Origin of the sequence: Actinomadura violacea (assembly GCF_017573465.1) — a bacterium.
GTDB classification, from domain to species: Bacteria; Actinomycetota; Actinomycetes; order Streptosporangiales; family Streptosporangiaceae; genus Spirillospora; species Spirillospora violacea.
In genome coordinates this window covers 50,596-68,555 of the sequence record NZ_JAGEPF010000040.1, presented here as the reverse complement: position 1 = coordinate 68,555, position 17,960 = coordinate 50,596, and the positions used below count along the sequence as shown (strand labels likewise).

25 protein-coding genes are annotated in these 17,960 nt (G+C 72.1%); all 25 read left to right on the top strand.

Features of this window, described 5'->3' with window-relative positions:
* Nucleotides 1-53: 53 nt before the first annotated feature.
* The 25 genes from J4709_RS46265 (at nucleotide 54) to J4709_RS46145 (ending at nucleotide 17,907) form a co-directional block, all read left to right on the top strand.
* Nucleotides 54-593 carry a single-stranded DNA-binding protein gene (locus J4709_RS46265; protein WP_208251862.1) on the top strand — a complete coding sequence of 180 codons (540 nt, stop codon included), beginning with the start codon at nucleotides 54-56 and terminating at the stop codon, nucleotides 591-593.
* A 60-nt stretch (nucleotides 594-653) separates the two neighbouring features.
* Nucleotides 654-1,547, top strand: coding sequence for a hypothetical protein (locus J4709_RS46260; RefSeq protein ID WP_208251861.1), 894 nt, complete (start codon nucleotides 654-656; stop codon nucleotides 1,545-1,547).
* Nucleotides 1,547-2,110 (top strand): hypothetical protein, encoded by a 564-nt coding sequence (locus J4709_RS46255; protein WP_208251860.1) that lies wholly within the window; start codon nucleotides 1,547-1,549, stop codon nucleotides 2,108-2,110. The genes J4709_RS46260 and J4709_RS46255 overlap by 1 nt, the downstream gene beginning before the upstream one ends.
* Nucleotides 2,097-2,438, top strand: coding sequence for a FliH/SctL family protein (locus tag J4709_RS46250; protein ID WP_208251859.1), 342 nt, complete (start codon nucleotides 2,097-2,099; stop codon nucleotides 2,436-2,438). Before J4709_RS46255 ends, J4709_RS46250 begins: the two co-directional genes overlap by 14 nt.
* Before the next feature lie 140 nt (nucleotides 2,439-2,578).
* The gene (locus tag J4709_RS46245) at nucleotides 2,579-3,214 is read left to right on the top strand and encodes a hypothetical protein (RefSeq protein ID WP_208251858.1); all 636 of its coding nucleotides are present in this window, start codon (nucleotides 2,579-2,581) and stop codon (nucleotides 3,212-3,214) included.
* On the top strand, nucleotides 3,211-3,654 hold the full coding sequence (locus J4709_RS46240) for a L5-gp82 domain-containing phage-derived protein (protein ID WP_208251857.1): 444 nt from the start codon (nucleotides 3,211-3,213) through the stop codon (nucleotides 3,652-3,654). Before J4709_RS46245 ends, J4709_RS46240 begins: the two co-directional genes overlap by 4 nt.
* A 175-nt stretch (nucleotides 3,655-3,829) precedes the next feature.
* Nucleotides 3,830-4,234, top strand: coding sequence for a hypothetical protein (locus J4709_RS46235; protein WP_208251856.1), 405 nt, complete (start codon nucleotides 3,830-3,832; stop codon nucleotides 4,232-4,234).
* 235 nt (nucleotides 4,235-4,469) lie between these two features.
* Nucleotides 4,470-4,817, top strand: coding sequence for a hypothetical protein (locus J4709_RS46230; protein WP_208251855.1), 348 nt, complete (start codon nucleotides 4,470-4,472; stop codon nucleotides 4,815-4,817).
* A 92-nt stretch (nucleotides 4,818-4,909) separates the two neighbouring features.
* Nucleotides 4,910-5,188: a hypothetical protein gene (locus J4709_RS46225; protein WP_208251854.1), complete on the top strand. Its 279-nt coding sequence runs from the start codon at nucleotides 4,910-4,912 to the stop codon at nucleotides 5,186-5,188.
* 178 nt (nucleotides 5,189-5,366) lie between these two features.
* The gene (locus J4709_RS46220) at nucleotides 5,367-6,236 is read left to right on the top strand and encodes a class I SAM-dependent methyltransferase (RefSeq protein ID WP_208251853.1); all 870 of its coding nucleotides are present in this window, start codon (nucleotides 5,367-5,369) and stop codon (nucleotides 6,234-6,236) included.
* Nucleotides 6,237-6,432: 196 nt separating this feature from the next.
* Nucleotides 6,433-7,125 carry a hypothetical protein gene (locus J4709_RS46215; RefSeq protein ID WP_208251852.1) on the top strand — a complete coding sequence of 231 codons (693 nt, stop codon included), beginning with the start codon at nucleotides 6,433-6,435 and terminating at the stop codon, nucleotides 7,123-7,125.
* Nucleotides 7,122-7,508, top strand: coding sequence for a hypothetical protein (locus J4709_RS46210; RefSeq protein WP_208251851.1), 387 nt, complete (start codon nucleotides 7,122-7,124; stop codon nucleotides 7,506-7,508). The genes J4709_RS46215 and J4709_RS46210 overlap by 4 nt, the downstream gene beginning before the upstream one ends.
* A gap of 193 nt (nucleotides 7,509-7,701) precedes the next feature.
* Nucleotides 7,702-8,316 (top strand): DUF6573 family protein, encoded by a 615-nt coding sequence (locus J4709_RS46205; RefSeq protein ID WP_208251850.1) that lies wholly within the window; start codon nucleotides 7,702-7,704, stop codon nucleotides 8,314-8,316.
* A 56-nt stretch (nucleotides 8,317-8,372) separates the two neighbouring features.
* Complete coding sequence (locus J4709_RS46200) at nucleotides 8,373-8,801, top strand: hypothetical protein (RefSeq protein ID WP_208251849.1); 429 nt, start codon at nucleotides 8,373-8,375, stop codon at nucleotides 8,799-8,801.
* Between the two features lie 198 nt (nucleotides 8,802-8,999).
* On the top strand, nucleotides 9,000-9,863 hold the full coding sequence (locus tag J4709_RS46195; RefSeq protein ID WP_208251848.1) for a helix-turn-helix domain-containing protein: 864 nt from the start codon (nucleotides 9,000-9,002) through the stop codon (nucleotides 9,861-9,863).
* 13 nt (nucleotides 9,864-9,876) lie between these two features.
* The gene (locus J4709_RS46190) at nucleotides 9,877-10,104 is read left to right on the top strand and encodes a DUF397 domain-containing protein (RefSeq protein WP_208251847.1); all 228 of its coding nucleotides are present in this window, start codon (nucleotides 9,877-9,879) and stop codon (nucleotides 10,102-10,104) included.
* Nucleotides 10,105-10,577: 473 nt separating this feature from the next.
* A complete protein-coding gene (locus tag J4709_RS46185) occupies nucleotides 10,578-11,213 on the top strand; it encodes an ATP-binding protein (protein ID WP_208251846.1) in 636 nt (211 codons plus the stop codon).
* The gene (locus tag J4709_RS46180; protein ID WP_208251845.1) at nucleotides 11,210-11,632 is read left to right on the top strand and encodes a hypothetical protein; all 423 of its coding nucleotides are present in this window, start codon (nucleotides 11,210-11,212) and stop codon (nucleotides 11,630-11,632) included. The genes J4709_RS46185 and J4709_RS46180 overlap by 4 nt, the downstream gene beginning before the upstream one ends.
* A 211-nt stretch (nucleotides 11,633-11,843) precedes the next feature.
* A complete protein-coding gene (locus tag J4709_RS46175; protein WP_208251844.1) occupies nucleotides 11,844-12,071 on the top strand; it encodes a hypothetical protein in 228 nt (75 codons plus the stop codon).
* Nucleotides 12,072-12,157: 86 nt separating this feature from the next.
* Nucleotides 12,158-14,110, top strand: coding sequence for an asparagine synthase-related protein (locus J4709_RS46170; RefSeq protein ID WP_208251843.1), 1,953 nt, complete (start codon nucleotides 12,158-12,160; stop codon nucleotides 14,108-14,110).
* Nucleotides 14,110-14,376, top strand: coding sequence for a PqqD family peptide modification chaperone (locus J4709_RS46165; protein ID WP_232385093.1), 267 nt, complete (start codon nucleotides 14,110-14,112; stop codon nucleotides 14,374-14,376). Before J4709_RS46170 ends, J4709_RS46165 begins: the two co-directional genes overlap by 1 nt.
* A complete protein-coding gene (locus J4709_RS46160) occupies nucleotides 14,373-14,837 on the top strand; it encodes a lasso peptide biosynthesis B2 protein (protein ID WP_208251841.1) in 465 nt (154 codons plus the stop codon). The genes J4709_RS46165 and J4709_RS46160 overlap by 4 nt, the downstream gene beginning before the upstream one ends.
* A 40-nt stretch (nucleotides 14,838-14,877) precedes the next feature.
* Complete coding sequence (locus J4709_RS46155; RefSeq protein ID WP_208251840.1) at nucleotides 14,878-16,002, top strand: protein-L-isoaspartate O-methyltransferase family protein; 1,125 nt, start codon at nucleotides 14,878-14,880, stop codon at nucleotides 16,000-16,002.
* Nucleotides 16,003-16,555: 553 nt separating this feature from the next.
* Nucleotides 16,556-16,789, top strand: a complete 234-nt coding sequence (locus J4709_RS46150) for a hypothetical protein (RefSeq protein ID WP_208251839.1) — start codon at nucleotides 16,556-16,558, stop codon at nucleotides 16,787-16,789.
* Nucleotides 16,790-16,899: 110 nt separating this feature from the next.
* The gene (locus J4709_RS46145; protein ID WP_208251838.1) at nucleotides 16,900-17,907 is read left to right on the top strand and encodes an MvdC/MvdD family ATP grasp protein; all 1,008 of its coding nucleotides are present in this window, start codon (nucleotides 16,900-16,902) and stop codon (nucleotides 17,905-17,907) included.
* The last annotated feature ends 53 nt before the right edge of the window (nucleotides 17,908-17,960 follow it).

The window sequence follows — 17,960 nt, the reverse complement described above, 5'->3', positions numbered from 1 at the left end:
CTCAACGCCCGCGCACCGTGCGCGGGCGTTCGTAATTTCCGTCTGGAGCAGCGTTGATCAACGAAACGAAGATCACTCTCGTGGGGAACCTCGTCGCCGACCCCGACCTGAGGTTCACCACCACCGGTGTCGCGGTCTGCGACTTCCGGATCGCCTCGACCACCGTGAAGTTCGACCGCCAGAGCGACGGCTGGAAGGACAACGACACCCTGTTCCTGACCTGCACCGCCTGGCGCGACCTCGCCGAGAACATCGCCGAGACCCTGCAGCGCGGCATGCGGGCGATCGTGCAGGGCCGCCTCAAGCAGCGCTCGTACGAGACCCGCGAGGGCGACAAGCGCACCGTCTTCGAGATCGACGTCGAGGACGTCGGCCCGTCGCTGCGCAACGCCAGCGCCAAGGTCACCAAGACCCAGCGGCACACCAGCAGCAGCCACACCAGCGACGGCACCACCACCCAGAACGCCGCCCCCAACGCCAGCCAGAGCCCCTGGGGCGACTTCGGCCAGAACCGCGAGCCCGTAGGAGCCGGCGCCGCCGGCCAGGGCTGGAGCGGCGCGGGCGGCGGCTACAGCGACGACCCGCCGTTCTAGTCGCTCGCCCCGGACCCCGACCCGTGGGCCCTGACCTGATCGACCTCATCTGGAGCGCTGATGACCGATTCGCCGACGATCGACTTGACCCAGCTCACCCGCGACATCGCCGAGCACCTGGGCGAGGACTGGGTGATCCTCGCCCCCTCTCCCGACGTTGACGGCCGCGAGCTGCTGCGCGACGACGGAGCGCTGCTGCGGCTCCGGTTCACCAGCCCCTACAGCCGAGCGTCGGTGACGGCGCTGGGGGTCTTCCCCGGCGCCTTCCACGACCAGCCGGCAGGCCGCCCCACGGTCCGGATCCGGGCGTCCACCGCCCGGGGGCCGCGCGCCATCGCCGGCGACATCACCCGCCGCCTGCTCCCCGCCTACCTGCCCGCGCTGGAGCGGGTGCGGTGGTTCCAGCGGGAGCAGGCGGCGGCCGCCGCCCGCAGCCGGGTCGCCAACCAGATCCGGCAGCTGCTGCCGGAAGCCACGTGCACACCCGCTCCGCCCGGCTCCCACGAGCGGGCCCTCACCGTGCAGTGGCGGCGGTCCGGCCAACCGCAGGAGGCGACGGTGGTCCTGCGCGATACCGCGAAGACAGCCGATCTGCGGCTCACCGGCGTCCCGGCCGACACCGCCGTCCAGATCTGCCGCCTGCTGTCCCCCCTCCCCAGGGCGCGCGTGCAGGTCGAGGACGACTTCCCGCCGTCGTGGTCGGTGATCCTCACCCGATCGCAGGACACCACGCCCTTGATCGACATCGAGACCTACGGCGGCGACGACCACGACGAGGACGGCGTCCCCTTCACACGGATCTTCATCAACACCGGCGAGGCCCACGAGCACATGTCGGCGGCCGCGCGGCAGTGGCGCGACGACCCCGACCCCGACCCCGACCCCGACGTCGGTCTCGGTCTCGGTCTCGATGCTGAGTCCGAGCTCGACGACCAGGAAGGAGCAGCCCGCTGATGGACGAGCCGCAGCTCGCCGATGGCTCCAGCACCTACCTCGCCATCGTCACGATCCCGCACGCCGGCCATGCACCGTACGTGGTCATGGGCGACCGGGAGGACTTCGTCGCCGACCATGTGGTGGAGCTCCTCCGCCGCCACTACGGCAAGGGCCTGGTCGATCCGGTGTGGCTGGCCGCCCATCCCTACCCCCGGTCCCAGACCGGCCAATCGGGTCGCTGGCTGGACTGGCTGTGGGAGGTCCGCAGCGGTGACCCGAAGGTGATCCGCATCGGGCCGGCACCGCTGGTCAGGGCGACCATCAGGCGCCCCGATATCGCTCTGGACACCGAATACCAGCCGTACCGGGACGTGATCGTTCGGCGATCGATGTTCACCGACGGTGAGCTGATCGAGTACACGGTCTGGAACCGGACGAGCACGGTCTCCAACCGGTTCACCACCCACGGCGCCTATCGCCGGTTCCTGGCCCAGCTGGCCGTCGAGCTCGGCCCGCCCCGCCCGGAACGGTGGGGCCCCACCCATCTGCCGTGGCGGGAGGACCCCGATGACCAGCGCTGATGGTTGGGGCGAGCATCAGCAGCGTCTTCAGTATCTGGTCGCGCATGCGGCCTGGCTGATCGAGTCCCTCGCCGCGCAGGGCGACCGCGACCGCCGGATCGACCAGGCCGCGTTCACTGAGGGCTATCGGCTGGGGTTCGCCGCCGGCCGCGACGTCGGCTACGGCCAGGCCCACCAGGAGATCGCCCAGGACTGGGCGCGGCTGGCCGCCAAGGTCCGCCGGATGGCGCGCGTCCCCACCTTCGCCGAGCTGCAGGCGCGACGAGCAGAGGTTCCCCCGCCCGCCGTGCCCCGGACGGCCCGACCCGGCCGCGGCCGCGCCGCCTAGCCCATCCACCCAGCCCGCCCCACCGAGTCCGGCCGCCTAGCCCGCCCCTTCGGGAGAACGACGCCCGAGGGGGCGGGCCGAGCGGGCCGGTGAGAACGAGCCGGCCGTGACGAGCCGGCCACGATGATGAAGGAGGTCCGATGGGACCGATCGCAGATTGGACGCGGTTCGGGCGGGACGTCGCCGCCGAACTCGGCGGCTTATGGCGCGCCTCCCCCCACCACTGGGACGAAGCAGTGGTCGTGGAACACCCCGACGGGCACCGGATCATGCTGGAGCCCGACCGGACCGGCGAGCGCATCTACGCGCACGGCGAACTGCCCAACGGCGCCGACAATGTCCGCGGCATCCGCCACGAGATCAGCGTCCGCGCCGACCGCGGCCCGGCTGCGCTGGCCGCCGACATCACGCGCCGGCTGCTGCCCGGCTACTGCAAGGACCTGGCGGCCGCGCAGAAGTTCCTGCGCGAGAAGGAACAGACCGCGCGGGCCCGCGCCCGCAAGGTCCGGCAGCTGACCGGCGCGCTGACCGGAGACGTCCGCACCCCCGCCCACCTGAAGTGCGACCAGTGGACCACGATCTCCTGGTACACGCCGGGGGCCGCCGTTCGAGAGCATCGGATCGCGGTGCTCGGTGACGGTTCGCGAGCAGAACTCACCCTGGCCGCGCTGCCGTTTCCGCTTGTGAAGGAGATCTGCGAGCTGCTGGCCCGGCACGAACGCGCCGCGGCCAAGCCGAGTTCCGGCGCTGGCCGGACCGGTGGGAGGGCGGCGTGAGCCGGACCCGCCCGGGGTCGGCTCTGCTGGACGACGTCCACCAGCTCCTCGGCCATCGGATCCGAGTCCATTTCAACCTGGTCACCACCTTGTGGTCGGTGACCGCCCTGACCGGCGAGCACAAGGGCCGCGTCATCGCCCACCTCGACGACGTCACCCTGTGCGCCGACACCACCGGCCCCGTGCAGTTCCGGGTGTCGCGCGCCGGCTGGGAACGCTGCCGCCGCACCGGCAAACGCAACGTCCACGCCTGGTGCGTCGGCACCGCCGCCGCCGTCAACACCAAACCCGACCTGCGTGAACTCCTCCGCGTCACCTACAACCCCTGGCGCCGACCGCGATTCGAGAACGCCCGCACCGGCGATCCCGTGCACACCGCCGACTTCGCGGTCTTCGCCAAGGCCGATCCCGGCGCCGAGCACGGCTACGCCTGGATCTGAATCCACCTCCTTCCCCGCAGGGTGTCCCGCCGGCGCGACGGCGCCGGCGGGACCCGGTGCTGCGCCGACGCGAGAAAGGCCCCTTGCAATGCCCGCCGCCGGATCCGACTCCGCTTCCCGTCCCTGCACCTCTCACCTCAACGAACTCACCACGCGCTCACCTACCACCGCGGTCATGTCGGCGCCCGTCGACGTCCATGTGCTGCACACCACCGCCCGCGGCGCCCAACAGGTCCAGGCCGCCATGACCATGATCGGACGGTGCGCCCACGTCCCGCCGTGGCCACCGGCCCCGATCCGGACCGTCAGCGACCTTCAGCACGCCGAAGCAGCCGCCGCGCTCATCCGGACCCGCCTGAGCCAGCGCCCCTGCCCGTGCCTGCGCGGGCTACGGGCCCACATCCTGGACGAGCTGCTCCGCCGCTGGCAGGGCGTGTCCTGCACCGGACGCCTGGCCATCCGGCTGGTCAAGCGGACCAGCCGAGCATCGCCCGAATTCGCTGCCCGCTTCACCGAGCAGGCGCGAGCGCTGGCCGCCGACACCGCCTGGCTCACCCGCCCGCTTCCACCCACAGACTGACCGGAGAGGGTTCCAGCGCCCGGTACCGCTCCCGTACCGGCGCCACCCTCACCGGCGCCCGCCCGGGCCGCACGGCCCCTGCGGGGCCTATCCGACTCGACAACCGAGGAGACCGCCAGGAACGACACGAACGGCGACGACGCCGATGGTCTCGGCCAGCGAGCCCCCAGACCACAACCAAGCCCCCAGATCACGACCAAGCCCGGTCACCATCACCGCTGATGAAAGGCTCCAGATGCCCATCACGCAGGCCGACGCCCTGCAGCACATCATCTCCGTCACCGACGAGAGCGACCTGGACCGCCTCGCCATGGCGATCCGCGACCGCCGCGGGGACCTGCGCAGGCTCCGCGCGGCTTCGGTCAAGGTCGGGTCCACGGTGCGGATCGACAACATCCGGCCCAAGTACCTCGCCGGCATGACGGGCAAGGTCATCGAGCTGGAGGGTGCGGCCTGCACCATCCAGCTGGACGAGAAGTCCACCGAGAACCTGCGCCTGACCCCGCGCGGCAAGAACCTCCCGCCGAGCACCAAGGACTACGTCCTCCGGGTGCCCCTGGAAACCTGCGTCCCCGCCGAGTAGCCACCCACTCAGCTGGGCCGCGGGGGAACTTTCCATATTGAAAGTTCCCCCGCGGCCTGGTCGCCGCGCTACAGCTTTCTGGAGGTCACCTCATGCCCCGACGTGCGCACGCTGACGAGCCGCCGGAGGGTGCGGCCGCGGGTCCTGATCGCGAGGCCGCTGTCGAGCCGTGCCTGCGCGGCCCCGACGGCTGCCAGGGCGAGGTTTCCGGCCGGGAGTCGTTCGGCGGCACCGGCCAGATGATCTACGAGTGCGCCGCGCACATGGCCCGATCGTGGAACCGCGAGCTGGAACTCCGCCGCCGCTACCCCGTCCTGCCGCCCGGCGACTGGGACCCGATGGACGCCGGAGAGCGGTGGGACCCCGAGTGACACCAACCGGTTCAAGACGATCCCGGCCCTGTGGGCCTTCTTCCCGATTGCGACGGCGTCCACCGGAGCCGTCCCGGGCAGCAGCACGATCCTTCACGCGCCCGCCGACGGACCCATCGTCGGCGGGCGCGTCCGTGCCGCCGCCGTTCGCCCCTCTCATGACCAAGCGGAGCCGGCTTTGAAACTCACCAAGGCGCAGAGCGCCGCGCATCAGCGGGCCTGCCAGATCCTCGACCACTCCCCCATTACCGAAGACGACCGGGAATTCGTCCTCGATCACTGGCAAGAGTCCTCCACCTCCCGCAACGTGCTCGACGGCGCGTTCTTCACCCCGATCGGCCTGGCGCAGACGATGCGGTTGCACGTCTACGGGGATCGGGTGCTGGATCTGTGCGCGGGAATCGGCCACCTGGCGATCGGCTGCCAGGAGACGGTGATCCGCCGCTGGACCCGCAAGCCGCCGCGCGAGCTGGTGTGCGTGGAACGCGATCCCGCCTACGTCGAGGTGGGCCGCAAGCTCCTACCGGAGGCGACCTGGATCTGCGCGGACGTCTTCGACGTCCCCGGGCTGGGCCTCGGCCGATTCGACACCGTGATCGCCAATCCGCCTTACGGGCGTGTCCGCCGGGATGGCGCCGGGCCCCGCTACCGCGGCCCGCTGATGGAGTACCACGTCATCGACCTGGCCGCTGACCTCGGCGACCAGGGCGCCTTCATCATCCCGCAGACCAGCGCGCCGTTCGCGTGGAGCGGCCGCCCGTACTACCAGGAGATCCGCCGCCGCGAGTATGACCGGTTCGAGGCCGAGACCGGTATCACGCTGGAGGCCAGCATCGGGCTCGAAACCTCCTGCTACGCCCACCAGTGGCGCGGCGTCACTCCCACGGTCGAGATCGTCCGCTGCGACTTCACCCAGCGGGCACCCGTCCCCGCCGCGCCCCAGCGCGTCCGCGCCAGCAGGGCCCAGCCCGGCGCCCACGCCCGCACCGCCGGCCTCCCTCCGGCTCACCCGCCCTCGCCGGCCGCCGAACCCCAGACCCTCTGGTGACCGGGCCTCCTACCAGCAGATTCTCCACCACACCCGCCCGGCCGGCCGGTATCGGAACCGCGGCAGGCGCCCCGCCCCGCCAACCCGCCCCACCGACCTGCCCGCCGGCCCGCCCGGTCAAGCCGTGCCGCCGCAAGAGCCGCCGCAAGGCATTGCCATTGCCCCTCTCGCTCCCCAGAACAGGAGATCCATCCAGATGCACCAGCCGCCACCGCCGGAACCCGGCCGGCCGCCCCGCACCGACCGGAGCGGTTCGGACGGCCCGCAGCCAGACCGCTACGCGCGTCTGCTCCGCGTACTGATCGCCGAGCGGCTCCGCGCCTCCGCCCAGGCCCGCGACACCACCTCCAAGCTGGCCAGAGGGGTCATCCAAGGCGCGGCCGCCTCGCTGCGCATCCGGACCCGGCAGATCATCGTCGCCGAGACCAACCGCACGCATCCCGCCGCGTCCAAGGCGGCACTCCACGGGTACGCGATGGACCTCATGCGCGACCTTGAGGACCAGGTGAGACGCGCGCTCACCTCCCCGGACGCGCCCCCTGCCGAGCCGACCACAACCGAGCCGCAAGGGAACGCCGCCGCCGCCGACCGGCTGGTCGCGGCGATCGCCGCCGCCTACATCACCGCCGAGGGACACACGACCCACGCGGAGCTGAACCCGGCGCAGCTCCGTGCCGTCGCCGGCCAGGCAGACCAGCTCTACCGCACGCTGCTCGAACTCGCGGTCGAGCACCTGCGGCTGGAGATGCCGGAAGAGACCCGCCCGGCGGTACTGCTGCTGAACGCCTTCCCGCAGCGGAACGCATGGGTGAGCCAGGCCCGCCGCGCCGCCCGCAACAAGACCGCCCCCACCGCCCAGCGACCCGACCGTACGGAGGGCGAGCGGTGACCGGCGGACACCAGGACCAGGGCCTGCCGGGCGAGGAGCCGGACCCCCTGCGGATGGCGCGGAACAGCCTCGCTGCGCTCCGCCGGCTCAGCGAGCCGATCCGGGCAGCGCATCAGGCCGGCGCCGAGGAACGAGCCGCCGACCTGCGCCTGCAGGCGATCGTCAACGGGACCGGCCGCAAGCAGGCCGTCCTGCTCGATGACGCCGCCCGCTACGCGCTGGTCTCGATCGCCCAGGACATCCGTGCCATCCGCGCCGCCGTCCCCCAGATTCAGGACGTCCTACCGGCCCTCGCGTCCGCCCTGGCCGAAGCGGCGAAGGACCTGGGCCGGACCACGGGCCCGGAAACCAGCCCCGACAGCGGCGGCGAACCCGCCCCGTGACACCTCGCGCCGGCGTCCGCCCAGCCTGCTCGGTCAGCCGCTGGGCGGGCGCCTGCCAACCGCGCCGACACCGCCACACCCATCCGCACCGGCTCGTCGAGCTCCCGGCGCGCCCGGAGTCACGACCGCTGCCGAGCCCGCCCGGAACCAGCCCGGTGCGGGTGCCGCCCCCTACTGAAAGGAGACCACGCGGATGGAGAAGAACCGTCCCGCCAAGACCAGTGCCGAGACCATCGCCGAGATCGACGCGCTGATCACCGGGCGCACCGGACGCGACCGCACCGTCAGCCCGGACGCGATGCGGGCCGCCCCGAACGGACCCACCGACCTCGGCACCGACCCGGACACCGATCTCGACCCCGACCTGGGCACTGATCGGGTCGACATCACCGACGTGTTCGGCGATCCGATCGACCTCTACACCCGCGCGGACGCGATCGCCGACGGCACCCTGTTCGAAGTGCCCGAGGACATCCGCCGGCACGCCGGGATCGCGGTGCCGACCGCGCTGACCCGCGCGGCGTGGGAAGGCTGCGTCGCCTGGACGGCCGAGGACGCCGCGCGGACCGGCGCGATCCAGGACCAGGACGGCCGGCTGGTCGACGTCGTCTGGATGGGTATGCAGGCCGCGCGGCGCGCCCGCCCGACCGATGACACCCCGATCCCGTTCACGGTGTGCCGGGTCGCGCGAGACGCCGTCCCCGGCGAGGACGGAGTCGAACCGACCGAGGTCAGGCTATGGATCGTGCTCGGCGCGGACCAGGACGGAGCGCCCTGCGTCACGATCATGCAGCCAGGGGAGCGTTGACGCGACAACGGACGACCTCGCGGTCCAGCACCGCATCTGCCCGGTTCAACGTCCTGGTGTCCGCGGCCCCCCACCCCGCGGACGTCGCGCTGGCGCTGGACGCCGATATGGCCGAGACCGCCGGTGTGCTGGTCGCCCGCAGATTCACCGCCTGCGAGACCCCGGCCACGCTCGCACTGGCCGCCGACCGGGGCGAGGAGATGCTGAGCGAAACCGAGCCGCTCGAGGCGACGTTGCCGCACCCCGACGACGTCCAGGTCGCCTCGCGCTGGCCGGCCGTCAACGCGTTCCGCGCCGCGTACGTGCGGGCCATGACCGCGCCGAATTCGGATCGGGAAGATGCGGAGGCCGATTCGCTCCGGTGGGAGCAGGCGGCGGTGCGGGTGGCGCCCGCCGCCGCGGAGCGAGTACCGCTATCCGCGGAGGTATGGCTACTACGGCGGGCGCGGGAAGTCGAACGTCAGGACGCCGACTGGTGGGGCTGACGTGCCGTCGGCCGCTCCCTGCCCCGGCCAACAACTTGCGCCTGGAGTTCGGACTGCTGGCGATGGCATGACGGGCGATTCGGCTCACCGCCCTGCTGCTGATCCTCTGGATTCCGCACCGGCCAAGTGGTTTCCCGGATACTGTGACTTCCCGAGAAAGCCACCTGCCCGGGATGACTCGATTCCAGGAGTGCGGGAATGCTCAGTCCTTACGTTCGCCGCAAGCGTCTCGGTTCGGAGCTCAAAGCACTGCGGGCGGCGGCCGGGGTCACGCTGGACAAGCTGGCGGCTCAGGTCGATCCGTCCCGCCAGCAGATCTCCCGTTACGAGCTCGGGCAGATCGCCCCGGATCTGGACGACATCATGCAGATTCTGGAGGTCCTGGGCGTCGAGGGCAAACGCTGGAACGAGCTGATGACGATCGCCCGGGAGGCGGCCGAGCGAGGCTGGTGGGAGTCCAACTCCCGCTCGATGGGCGAGCGGCAGGCGCTGTTTGCGAACCTGGAGGCGGGCGCGGCCACGATCCGTGAGTATCAGCAGACGGTGATCCCGGGCCTGCTGCAGACGCCGGAATTCACCCAGGCGGGGATCGAGTCCTCGCCCTGGCCGCTGACGTCCGGGCTGACCCTGGAGGGCGTCCTGAAGGGCCGGGCGGGTCGGCAGCGGATGCTGAACCGCGAGGGCGGCCCGCGTTACGAGGCACTGATCGATGAGTACGCGATCCGGCGGCGGTCGGCGCCGCCGGAGGTGCTGCGCGGGCAGCTGCTGCACCTGGTCGGCGTCATCGATGCCGACGGGCCCACCAGGGTCCGGGTGCTGCCGATCGAGGCCGAGGTCGGCGGCTTTCTGCCGTTCTCCTCGTTCTCCCTCTATACCTATCCAGACTCCGGCGACCCGATGGTCGTCGGGATCGACGCCGCGTTCACCGACATGGTCTCGACCGATGGCGAGCAGGTCGGCCGCTATGCCGCGACCTTCGAGGCACTGAACCAGGTGGCACTGCCAGTCGAGAGCAGCCGCGAGTTCCTGATCCGGGCAGCCGACGCGCTGCCGTCCAGATAGAGAGAGCACGCCCATGGCCACCGCAGTCCCTTCCCCGGACGAGTACGCCGGCTGGCGCAAGTCCAGCCGCAGCAAGGACAGCGCCGAGTGCGTCGAGGTCGCGGCCGGCATCCGGCCGGGCCGGGGCATCGGTGTCCGAGACTCCAAGCAGCACGGCCTTGGCCCGGTCCTGGCACTGTCCCCGGCGACCTGGCACCGGTTCCTGCAGCAGGTGAGGAACGGCTCCCACGACCTGCCCTGAACCCGGCGAACCGCCGCGAGCCGGGGCCGGGGGCTGCACTGCCCGCCGAGCTGACCGACGGGCCGGTCCGGTGATCCGGTCGGGCCGGAGTAGGTCATCATGCAGGCCCGCAACGGGCCCAACCTGCGACGGCCGTCAGGCCGCACATATCCCGTTCACAACGACGCTGACCAGCCGAAATGCCTGAGGGCCGGAGCCTTGCTCCGGCCCTTTCGTCGCGTTCGCGCCCGGCGGCGCGACCTCGCACGCCGCCGTTCCCCTTGCCGCCTTTGTGCCACACGCCACATACTCACGGGCGGGAAGCAAGTTCGGGAATCCCGAAGATCGGCGAATCCCGGACAGGCTACCTGGTTGGGGCTCGGCCCCGGCCACCACGACAGCGGCCGCCCGGCCTGGACCTTCAACAGACGCTCGGCCTGGGCGGCCACCCCGCACGCGGGGGCAGCCGTCCACACAGCCAGGAGCCCATCGCGATGACCGTGCTCCCCGTCCCATGTCAGGCCCAGATGCCGCCCTCTGCGTTCCAGCCCTCCCAGCCGTCCGCGCAGCCGTCCGCGCCGATGCAGCGGTCGGTGCGCCCTTCGCCGAAGCGGCCGCCGTTGTTCACCCGGGACCCGCGCGACCCCGATCGGGACTGCGAGGCGCTGAAGCTGGCGGCGTTGCCGTCCGCGGCCGCGACGGCCCGCCGGTTCGCGGCGGCGCAGCTGCGCAAATGGGGTCTGGGACCGCTCACCGACGACGTCGCTCTGGTGACCAGCGAGCTGGTCACCAACGCGATCGTCGAGGTCGGTTCGGACACCATTCCCGGCGACTACGCCGCCCTGCACGATCACACCCCGCCGGTCATCACGCTTCAGCTGCGGCTGACCGTCCGGCGGCTGCTCTGCGAGGTCTGGGACCCCAGCCCCGTCCCGCCGGTCCCCGCGCGCCCGCACGAGCCGGACTCTCCGGCCCCCGGCGATCCGGCTCGGGCTGATCTGGCGCTGGAGGATCTTGCGGAGAGCGGCCGCGGCCTGGGGTTGATCGCCTCGCTGGCCAGCCGCTGGGCGTCCTATCCCAGCCCGGCGGGCGGAAAGGCTGTGATCGCATGGTGGGACCTGGCCCGATGAGCGATGGCCGGGCACGCTCCACCCCGATCCCCAACAGGTCGCCGAACCTGTCCGCGCGACCGCCGGTTCCCGCCGCCGACCTGGTGCTCATCTTGCCGGACGGCATCACTGACACCGACGTGCTGGAAGCGATCGCCGACACCTTCACCAAGGTCCGCGCGACTCTGGCCGGCCACGCCGCTCAAGCGGACCGGGCGGCGGCGCAGACCCGTGATCAGGTTCGCCGCGCGGGCCTAGCCGGGCAGGCGGCGGCGTCCCGGCGGGCGGTCGCGCTGCTGGACGAGACGATCACCGGCCAGCTGAACCTCTGGACCCAATACGACCGCTGGCGGCGGGTGACCGGCTCCGACCGCCCCAGCGCGGAACCAGGTGCGGAACCAGCCGGAGGACCAGACGGCGAGCAGCTGGAACTCCCCTGACCCCGCGGCGGCCAGGCCGACGAACCAAACACGCGCTTGGAGTCCCTAGCCGCCGCGGCCACCGCCACCGCCAGAACCTCACGCGGGGCCGCGAGGCGTTCGTTGACAGCCCGCCCCGGCCCGCTGAAGGTCAAGGCAGGAAGGAGGATGACGCGACCGGGTTGCCCAGCGGCAACCATTGACCGGAACAGGCGCCACCAGGAGAAACGACATGAAGCACGGCATCAACCAGCCCAGCGGTTCCCACCGCGTCCCCCGCGGCGTTCCGGCCGTCGACGCCCCCGAGACCGCCGCGACCGGCACCACCGTCGGGGCCGGCGGCCCGGCCTACCAGCCGCCGTCGGTCACCCGCGTCGGGGAGTTCGGCGCCGACACCCACGGCAGCGTCAGCGTCGGCAACAGCGACGACTCCGACGCCGGCCAGTACTACACGCCCTGACCTGCACGTCCTGATCCGCACGTCTTGACCTGCGCGCTCTGAGCTCCGGCTCGGCGCACTGATCCCCGGCTTGGAAAGGAGCGTTAATGGTGATCCCCCGCCGCCCCCGCAGCCGCGGTCCCTCCTGGGTCTGCATGCTGCCCGGCATCGGCCCTGGCCAGACGGCCCCTGATGAGGTCGGCCTCGGGCAGGCGGAGCAGCTGCTGGGGCGGCGGGCGGTCCGCACCGCCCGGCACGCATGCGGGCGGCTCTGGCTGGCCGGTGATCCCGGAACGCAGGACTGGCGGGTGGTCGCCGCCGGGAGCGTCCGGGTCGCGTTGTTCGGCCACTGCCCGCTGCCTGACAGTGCCCTGCGCGGCCGCGTCGAGCGGGCCGTCGCCTGCGGCACCATCGACGCCCTGACCCGGCTGCCCGGCGACTTCCTGCTCCTGGTCAGCAGCCCGGACGCCGTTCACGGCTACACCGACCCGGCCGGGCTGCGCCGCCTGTTCCACACCCGCCACCACGACCAGGTGCTGATCAGCGACCGCGCCGCCCTGCTGGCCGAGCTGACCGGCGCCGCCATCGACACCCGGTGGCTGGCGGCCCGGCTGGCCTGCCCGGAACTGGTGTCGGCGGCTGCGGCCACCGCCGCCCCCTACACCGCAATCCACACGGTCCCTCCCGGGCACCGCATCACCCTCGACCGCACGCCCGCAACCCGCACGCCCGTCACGGTCGCGGGTTACTGGACGCCGCCCGGCTCCGATGGGCACATCGACTTCGGCGAGGCCGCCGGGCGGCTGGCCGACGCGCTCACCGGCGCCGTCACCGACGCGACCACCCACACCACCACCGGCCCCACCGGGATCGGCGCGGGGATGGTGAGCTGCCAGTTGTCGGGCGGACTGGACTCGGCCGCGCTGGCGGGCCTGGCCGCCCAGCAGCCGGGGCGGCCGATGCTGCTGGTCACCGCCGCGTCGGTGACGGCCGCCAACGACGATGTGTTCTGGGCCCGCCGTGTCGCGGCGAACCTGCCCGGAGCCGGGTGCCGCATCCGGCATCGCGTCCTGGAACCGGGTGAGCATCCGGCGTTCTTCGCGCCGGCCGACCCGGGACTGCCGCTGCTGGACGAGCCCGCGCCGTTCGCCGCGTCGGCGGCCCGGATATGCCATCTTGCGCAGGTGGTGACCGCGAGCGGCGCCCGGGTCCATCTCAACGGGCAGGGCGGAGACGAGGTGCTGACCGCGCCGGTCGGCTATCTGCGCGACCACCTGCGTCAGGCGCCGCGGGACGCGCTGCGGCGCGTCCGCGGGCACGCCGCCCTGTCGGGGGTCGCGGCCCGGCACCTGCTGGCCGCGATGACCACCAACCCCTCCTACCGGTCCTGGCTCGCCGGTCTGGCCGCCGGCGACCTGACCTACCGGCCCGGCCGCCGGGACCGGGACCGGGTGGGGGAAATGGCCGGATGGGAGGCGCCGGTGCTGCTGCCGCCCTGGGCGACGGGCGACGCCGAGGCGATGCTGCGCGAGCAGCTCCGCGGCGCCGCGGCGCAGGCCGTCCCGCTGGCCGCGACGGCGTCGCGGCACTACGAACTGGTCCGCGTCCGCGCGATGGCCCGCCGCGCGGGTCTCTACCGCGACGCGCTGGAGGCCCTCGGCGTCACGGCGCGGTTCCCGTTCTTCGACCGCGCCGTCCTTCACGCCTGCCTTGCCGTCCACCCCGCCCAGCGCACCGACCCCTGGCAGCCGAAACCGCTCCTGCACGCCGCGCTCGGCCCCGCCCTGGGGCCGGTGCTGCCCGACCGGCGCACCAAGGGCCACTACAACCACGACATCCTGCACGGCCTGGCCACCCACCGCGAGGCGCTGCTGGAGATGTTCGACGGATCGGCGCTGGCCGGGCTCGGACTCATCGACGACACCCGGATCCGCCGCGCGATCGGCGACGCCGAACACGGCCGGATCCCGCCCTCGTTCCTCAACGAGACCCTGGCCTGCGAGACCTGGCTGAAAGCACACCACCACACCACCACTCAGAGCACGAGCGGGGCCGCGTGATGATCGTCCGCCTGCACCCTGAAGTCCAGCACGTCCGCACCGGCGAGCAGCACCTGCTGCTCGACCAGCGCGACGGCGGCTACTACGCCCTGAACCCCTCCGCCGCCACACTGATCGACCAGCTCACCACCGGCGCCACCGCCGCTCACCTGGCCGACACCCTGGCCGGCCGCTTCCAGATCGACTCCGGACGAGCCCGCGCCGACGTCCTCGCCCTGGTCGTCGAGCTGAACAACAGCGGCCTGCTGCTGGAGGACGGCCGGTGAGCTCCATCGTCGCGCTGCCCCCACCGGCCGCCCTCACCCTCGGTGAACGCCTGCGGGGGCTGACCGCGCTGGCCGCGGCCCGGGTCATCCTGACCGCGACCAACGCGCGGCCCGGCCCGCTCAGGCGCGCGCTGACCCCCTATGCCGTCGCCCGTCCCGCCGGTCGCGCGCAAGCCGAACGCGCCTTCACCGTCATCACCATCCTGCACCCGCGCTGCGGAGGCGACACCGGCTGCCTGCTGCGCTCGATCGCCGTCGCGATGTTCTGCCGCACCGCCGGGACCTGGCCGACCTGGCGCAGCGGAGTGCGCTACCCGCCCCTGCACTCGCACGCCTGGATCGAGGTCGACGGCCGTCCCGTCGGCGAACCCGCGCACCTCATCGCCACCTACACCCCGACCATCACCATCACCGCGCACTCCACCACCACCACCGGCGGCGCCAGCCGCCACGACCGCTGAACGCTCCTTCGACCAGACCGCCAGGAACGGGGACCGAACCATGACCGCCACCGACACCATCGCCGACCGGCTCACCGCCTACGCCGCCGACCTGACCGGCAAGGGTGCCATCCGCAGCGAGCACGTCGCCAGCGCCTTCGCCGCCGTCCCGCGGCACCTGTTCCTCAACACCATCTATCAGGGCCGCGAACGGGTCCAGGTCGGCGAGGAACCAGATGGCGAGGTCCTGGACCGGATCTACTCCGACCGGTCGCTGATGACCCACGTTCCCGACGACGAGGCCGGCGGTTACAGCTCGGCGTCCCAGCCGTCCCTGGTCGCCAAGATGCTCGAAGCGCTCGACCTGGAGCCCGGGATGCGGGTGCTGGAGGTCGGCGCCGGGACCGGCTACAACGCCGCGCTGATCGCCACCATCACCGACGCACCCGTCGTCACCATCGACGTCTCCCAGGCGGTCGCGGCCGAGGCCGCCGCCGCCCTGGACCGCGCCGGGATCGACCGCGTCACCGCCCTGCACGCCGATGGCTACCTCGGTCACCCCGACGCCGGCCCCTACGACCGCATCATCGTCACCTGCGGCGTCACCGGCGCCTCACCCCACTGGCTCGACCAGCTCGCCCCCAGCGGGCTCGCCCTGGTCCCCACCGCGCACGGCGGGCAACATCCCCTCCTGGCCATCACCCAGCCGGGCCCCGCCCCGACCGCGCGCGCCGTCTCTCACGCCGACTTCATGACCGCCGCCGGTCCCCTCTACTACTGGCCGGCCCACCGCACCCGCACTCCCACCCGAGCCGTCCCCGCCGACGCGCTCGCCCTCACCCACGACGTCGGACCCGAACTGGACGACACCGACTACCAGGCTCTCTGGTTCCACTTGGCCGCCCACGACCCCCGCGCCACCCGCGCCTGGACCGACGGCATCGACCCCGCACACGGGCTCTGCGCCCTCCACGACCCCGACACCACCGCAACCGCCTGGATCCATCACGACGGCACCGCCCACCACACCGGCGACCCGTCCCTCCTCGACCAACTCGCCGAACTCGTCACCGCCTGGACCGACACCGGCCGCCACGCCATCAGCGACTGGACCACCCCCCTGGAACCTATCGGCCCCACCAGCCAGCCCGTCCACGCCCCGGCCAACTGGCACACCACCCGCTGAACCACAACCAAAGACCGCAGGCCGGCGCGCCGCCGCCTGCGACAGACCTGCCACACCGGCGGCGGGTCCGCAAGGCACCCCAGAGGGGACTCGCCTTGTGGACCCGCCGCCGGCGCGGCTTCACTAGAGGCAGGCGGCAGACACGCCTACGACGACCTCCTGCAGCGGCGGCCCCGGACCGCGCCCGCTTCCCGAGCCTGCCGGGCGCGACGACGGTGTGCCATAGCACGCTCCGTGTCGGGGCTCGGAAGGGGCAGCGCTGGATTGCCCTCTCCAGGGGACGGCCAGGTCGGCGCCCTTGAGCGTCACGGTCTGTCCCTGTCCCGCGGGCTCTGACGGTGCCGCACGCCACCCATCGCGGTCAACCGGCCGGCTGATCCTGGATTCCAAGATCTTTTCTCCTTCGTCGAAAACATCTTGGAATCCAGGGCCGGACCGGTTGACCGCGCCGTGCGTCGCACGGCTGGGGTCGGCCCGTCGGGACGGGGACAGACCGTGAACCCAAAGGCCACCAGCCGAGGTGGCCGACCCTGCCCGGCGTCAGGAGAAGAAGATGCCCGTGCTCACCGCTCCGGTCGCCGAGTCGGAGTTCCGCCCCTACGGCCTGCGCAACCAGGTCGGTCTGCGTCCGGCGGTCACCGCCATCCCGCCGCTGGTCTTCGACCCCGACCGCCAGGTCAACCTGCACCAGGGCGTCCCGCTGGCCGACCAGCGGGACCTGATGATCCAGTTCACCGTGACGTGGGGCACCACCCACAAGGACAACAAGACCGACGACAACGGCTGACCGGTAACTCCCGCGTCCGCCACTGAGTGAGATTCGAGGCGGCCCGCAGCCCTCCGCTGCGGGCCGCCTCTTTGGTCTGCGCCCGGTTCACCCCCAGCCGAAGGAGAACGATGGCTCACGCGCCCACCAGCGACACCGTCCTCATCCTCACCGACCGCGACGACCACACCAGCGACCTGATCGTCTCGGCCCTGCACCGCCGCAGGGTGCCCGTCGTGCGCCTGGACCCCGGATCCGGTCCTTTCCACATGGAGGTGACCCTCGACCAGGACCGGATGGCCTGGCAGGGGAGGATCGGAGACGACCACCACACGGCCCAGCTGGAGAACGTCGTGGGGGTGCTGTGGCGCTGGCCCACGCCTCCGGCCGGACATCCGGCCATCACCGACCCCGCAGCACGGGCCTGGGCCGCCCGCGAGGACCGTCTGGCGCTGTACGGCGTCCTGAAGACGCTGCCGGTGCGATGGCTCAATCACCCGAGCCGATTCGAGATCGCCAACGACAAGCCCGGGCAGCTTCTCACCGCCGCCGCATGCGGCATGGCCATCCCCGACACCGTCATCACCACCGGAGGCCGCAAGGCCCGTGCCTGGGCTTCCGGCCGCGACGTCCTCTCCAAAGCCTTCCACGCCCAGGGCGTTGACCCCGACAACATGGTGATCGCGCGCCGGGCCGACCCGGCCGCCATCCCCGACGAGCTCGGTGCCGCCACCAGCTTCCAGCAGGTCATTCCCGGCCCCAGCATCCGGCTGACCGTCGTGGGAGAGGACCTGTTCGCCGTCCGCATGAACGGCAGCGACGACCTGGACGGCGAGTTGGATTGGCGACCGGTTCAGGACCAGCTGACCTACGACCAGGTCGAGGTCCCCGCCGGCATCGCCCGATCGGTGCTGAAGTACATGCGCTCCTACGGCCTGGAGTACGGCGCGTTCGACTTCATCGATGGCCCTGACGGATGGGTCTTCCTGGAGTGCAACCCCTCCGGCATGTACGGGTTCGTGGAGATCAAATGCGGGCTTGCCATCACTGACGCGATCGCCGCGCATCTGTATGACAAGCGCCGCCCCCTCCTGAGCCCCCTGGAGACCGGTACCGGTCTCCCCGCCCCTCTCCCGTAGCCTCCAGGCTGTTGCTCACTCACGCGGCCGTGCGCCTTGTGAGTGAGCAACAC

Coding starts and splice junctions, on each gene's coding strand:
- J4709_RS46260 (WP_208251861.1), top strand. CDS start 654: ATGACCGATTCGCCGACGATCGACTTGACCCAGCTCACCCGCGACATC.
- J4709_RS46255 (WP_208251860.1), top strand. CDS start 1,547: ATGGACGAGCCGCAGCTCGCCGATGGCTCCAGCACCTACCTCGCCATC.
- J4709_RS46250 (WP_208251859.1), top strand. CDS start 2,097: ATGACCAGCGCTGATGGTTGGGGCGAGCATCAGCAGCGTCTTCAGTAT.
- J4709_RS46245 (WP_208251858.1), top strand. CDS start 2,579: ATGGGACCGATCGCAGATTGGACGCGGTTCGGGCGGGACGTCGCCGCC.
- J4709_RS46235 (WP_208251856.1), top strand. CDS start 3,830: ATGTCGGCGCCCGTCGACGTCCATGTGCTGCACACCACCGCCCGCGGC.
- J4709_RS46230 (WP_208251855.1), top strand. CDS start 4,470: ATGCCCATCACGCAGGCCGACGCCCTGCAGCACATCATCTCCGTCACC.
- J4709_RS46225 (WP_208251854.1), top strand. CDS start 4,910: ATGCCCCGACGTGCGCACGCTGACGAGCCGCCGGAGGGTGCGGCCGCG.
- J4709_RS46215 (WP_208251852.1), top strand. CDS start 6,433: ATGCACCAGCCGCCACCGCCGGAACCCGGCCGGCCGCCCCGCACCGAC.
- J4709_RS46205 (WP_208251850.1), top strand. CDS start 7,702: ATGGAGAAGAACCGTCCCGCCAAGACCAGTGCCGAGACCATCGCCGAG.
- J4709_RS46195 (WP_208251848.1), top strand. CDS start 9,000: ATGCTCAGTCCTTACGTTCGCCGCAAGCGTCTCGGTTCGGAGCTCAAA.
- J4709_RS46190 (WP_208251847.1), top strand. CDS start 9,877: ATGGCCACCGCAGTCCCTTCCCCGGACGAGTACGCCGGCTGGCGCAAG.
- J4709_RS46185 (WP_208251846.1), top strand. CDS start 10,578: ATGACCGTGCTCCCCGTCCCATGTCAGGCCCAGATGCCGCCCTCTGCG.
- J4709_RS46180 (WP_208251845.1), top strand. CDS start 11,210: ATGAGCGATGGCCGGGCACGCTCCACCCCGATCCCCAACAGGTCGCCG.
- J4709_RS46175 (WP_208251844.1), top strand. CDS start 11,844: ATGAAGCACGGCATCAACCAGCCCAGCGGTTCCCACCGCGTCCCCCGC.
- J4709_RS46170 (WP_208251843.1), top strand. CDS start 12,158: ATGGTGATCCCCCGCCGCCCCCGCAGCCGCGGTCCCTCCTGGGTCTGC.
- J4709_RS46165 (WP_232385093.1), top strand. CDS start 14,110: ATGATCGTCCGCCTGCACCCTGAAGTCCAGCACGTCCGCACCGGCGAG.
- J4709_RS46155 (WP_208251840.1), top strand. CDS start 14,878: ATGACCGCCACCGACACCATCGCCGACCGGCTCACCGCCTACGCCGCC.
- J4709_RS46150 (WP_208251839.1), top strand. CDS start 16,556: ATGCCCGTGCTCACCGCTCCGGTCGCCGAGTCGGAGTTCCGCCCCTAC.
- J4709_RS46145 (WP_208251838.1), top strand. CDS start 16,900: ATGGCTCACGCGCCCACCAGCGACACCGTCCTCATCCTCACCGACCGC.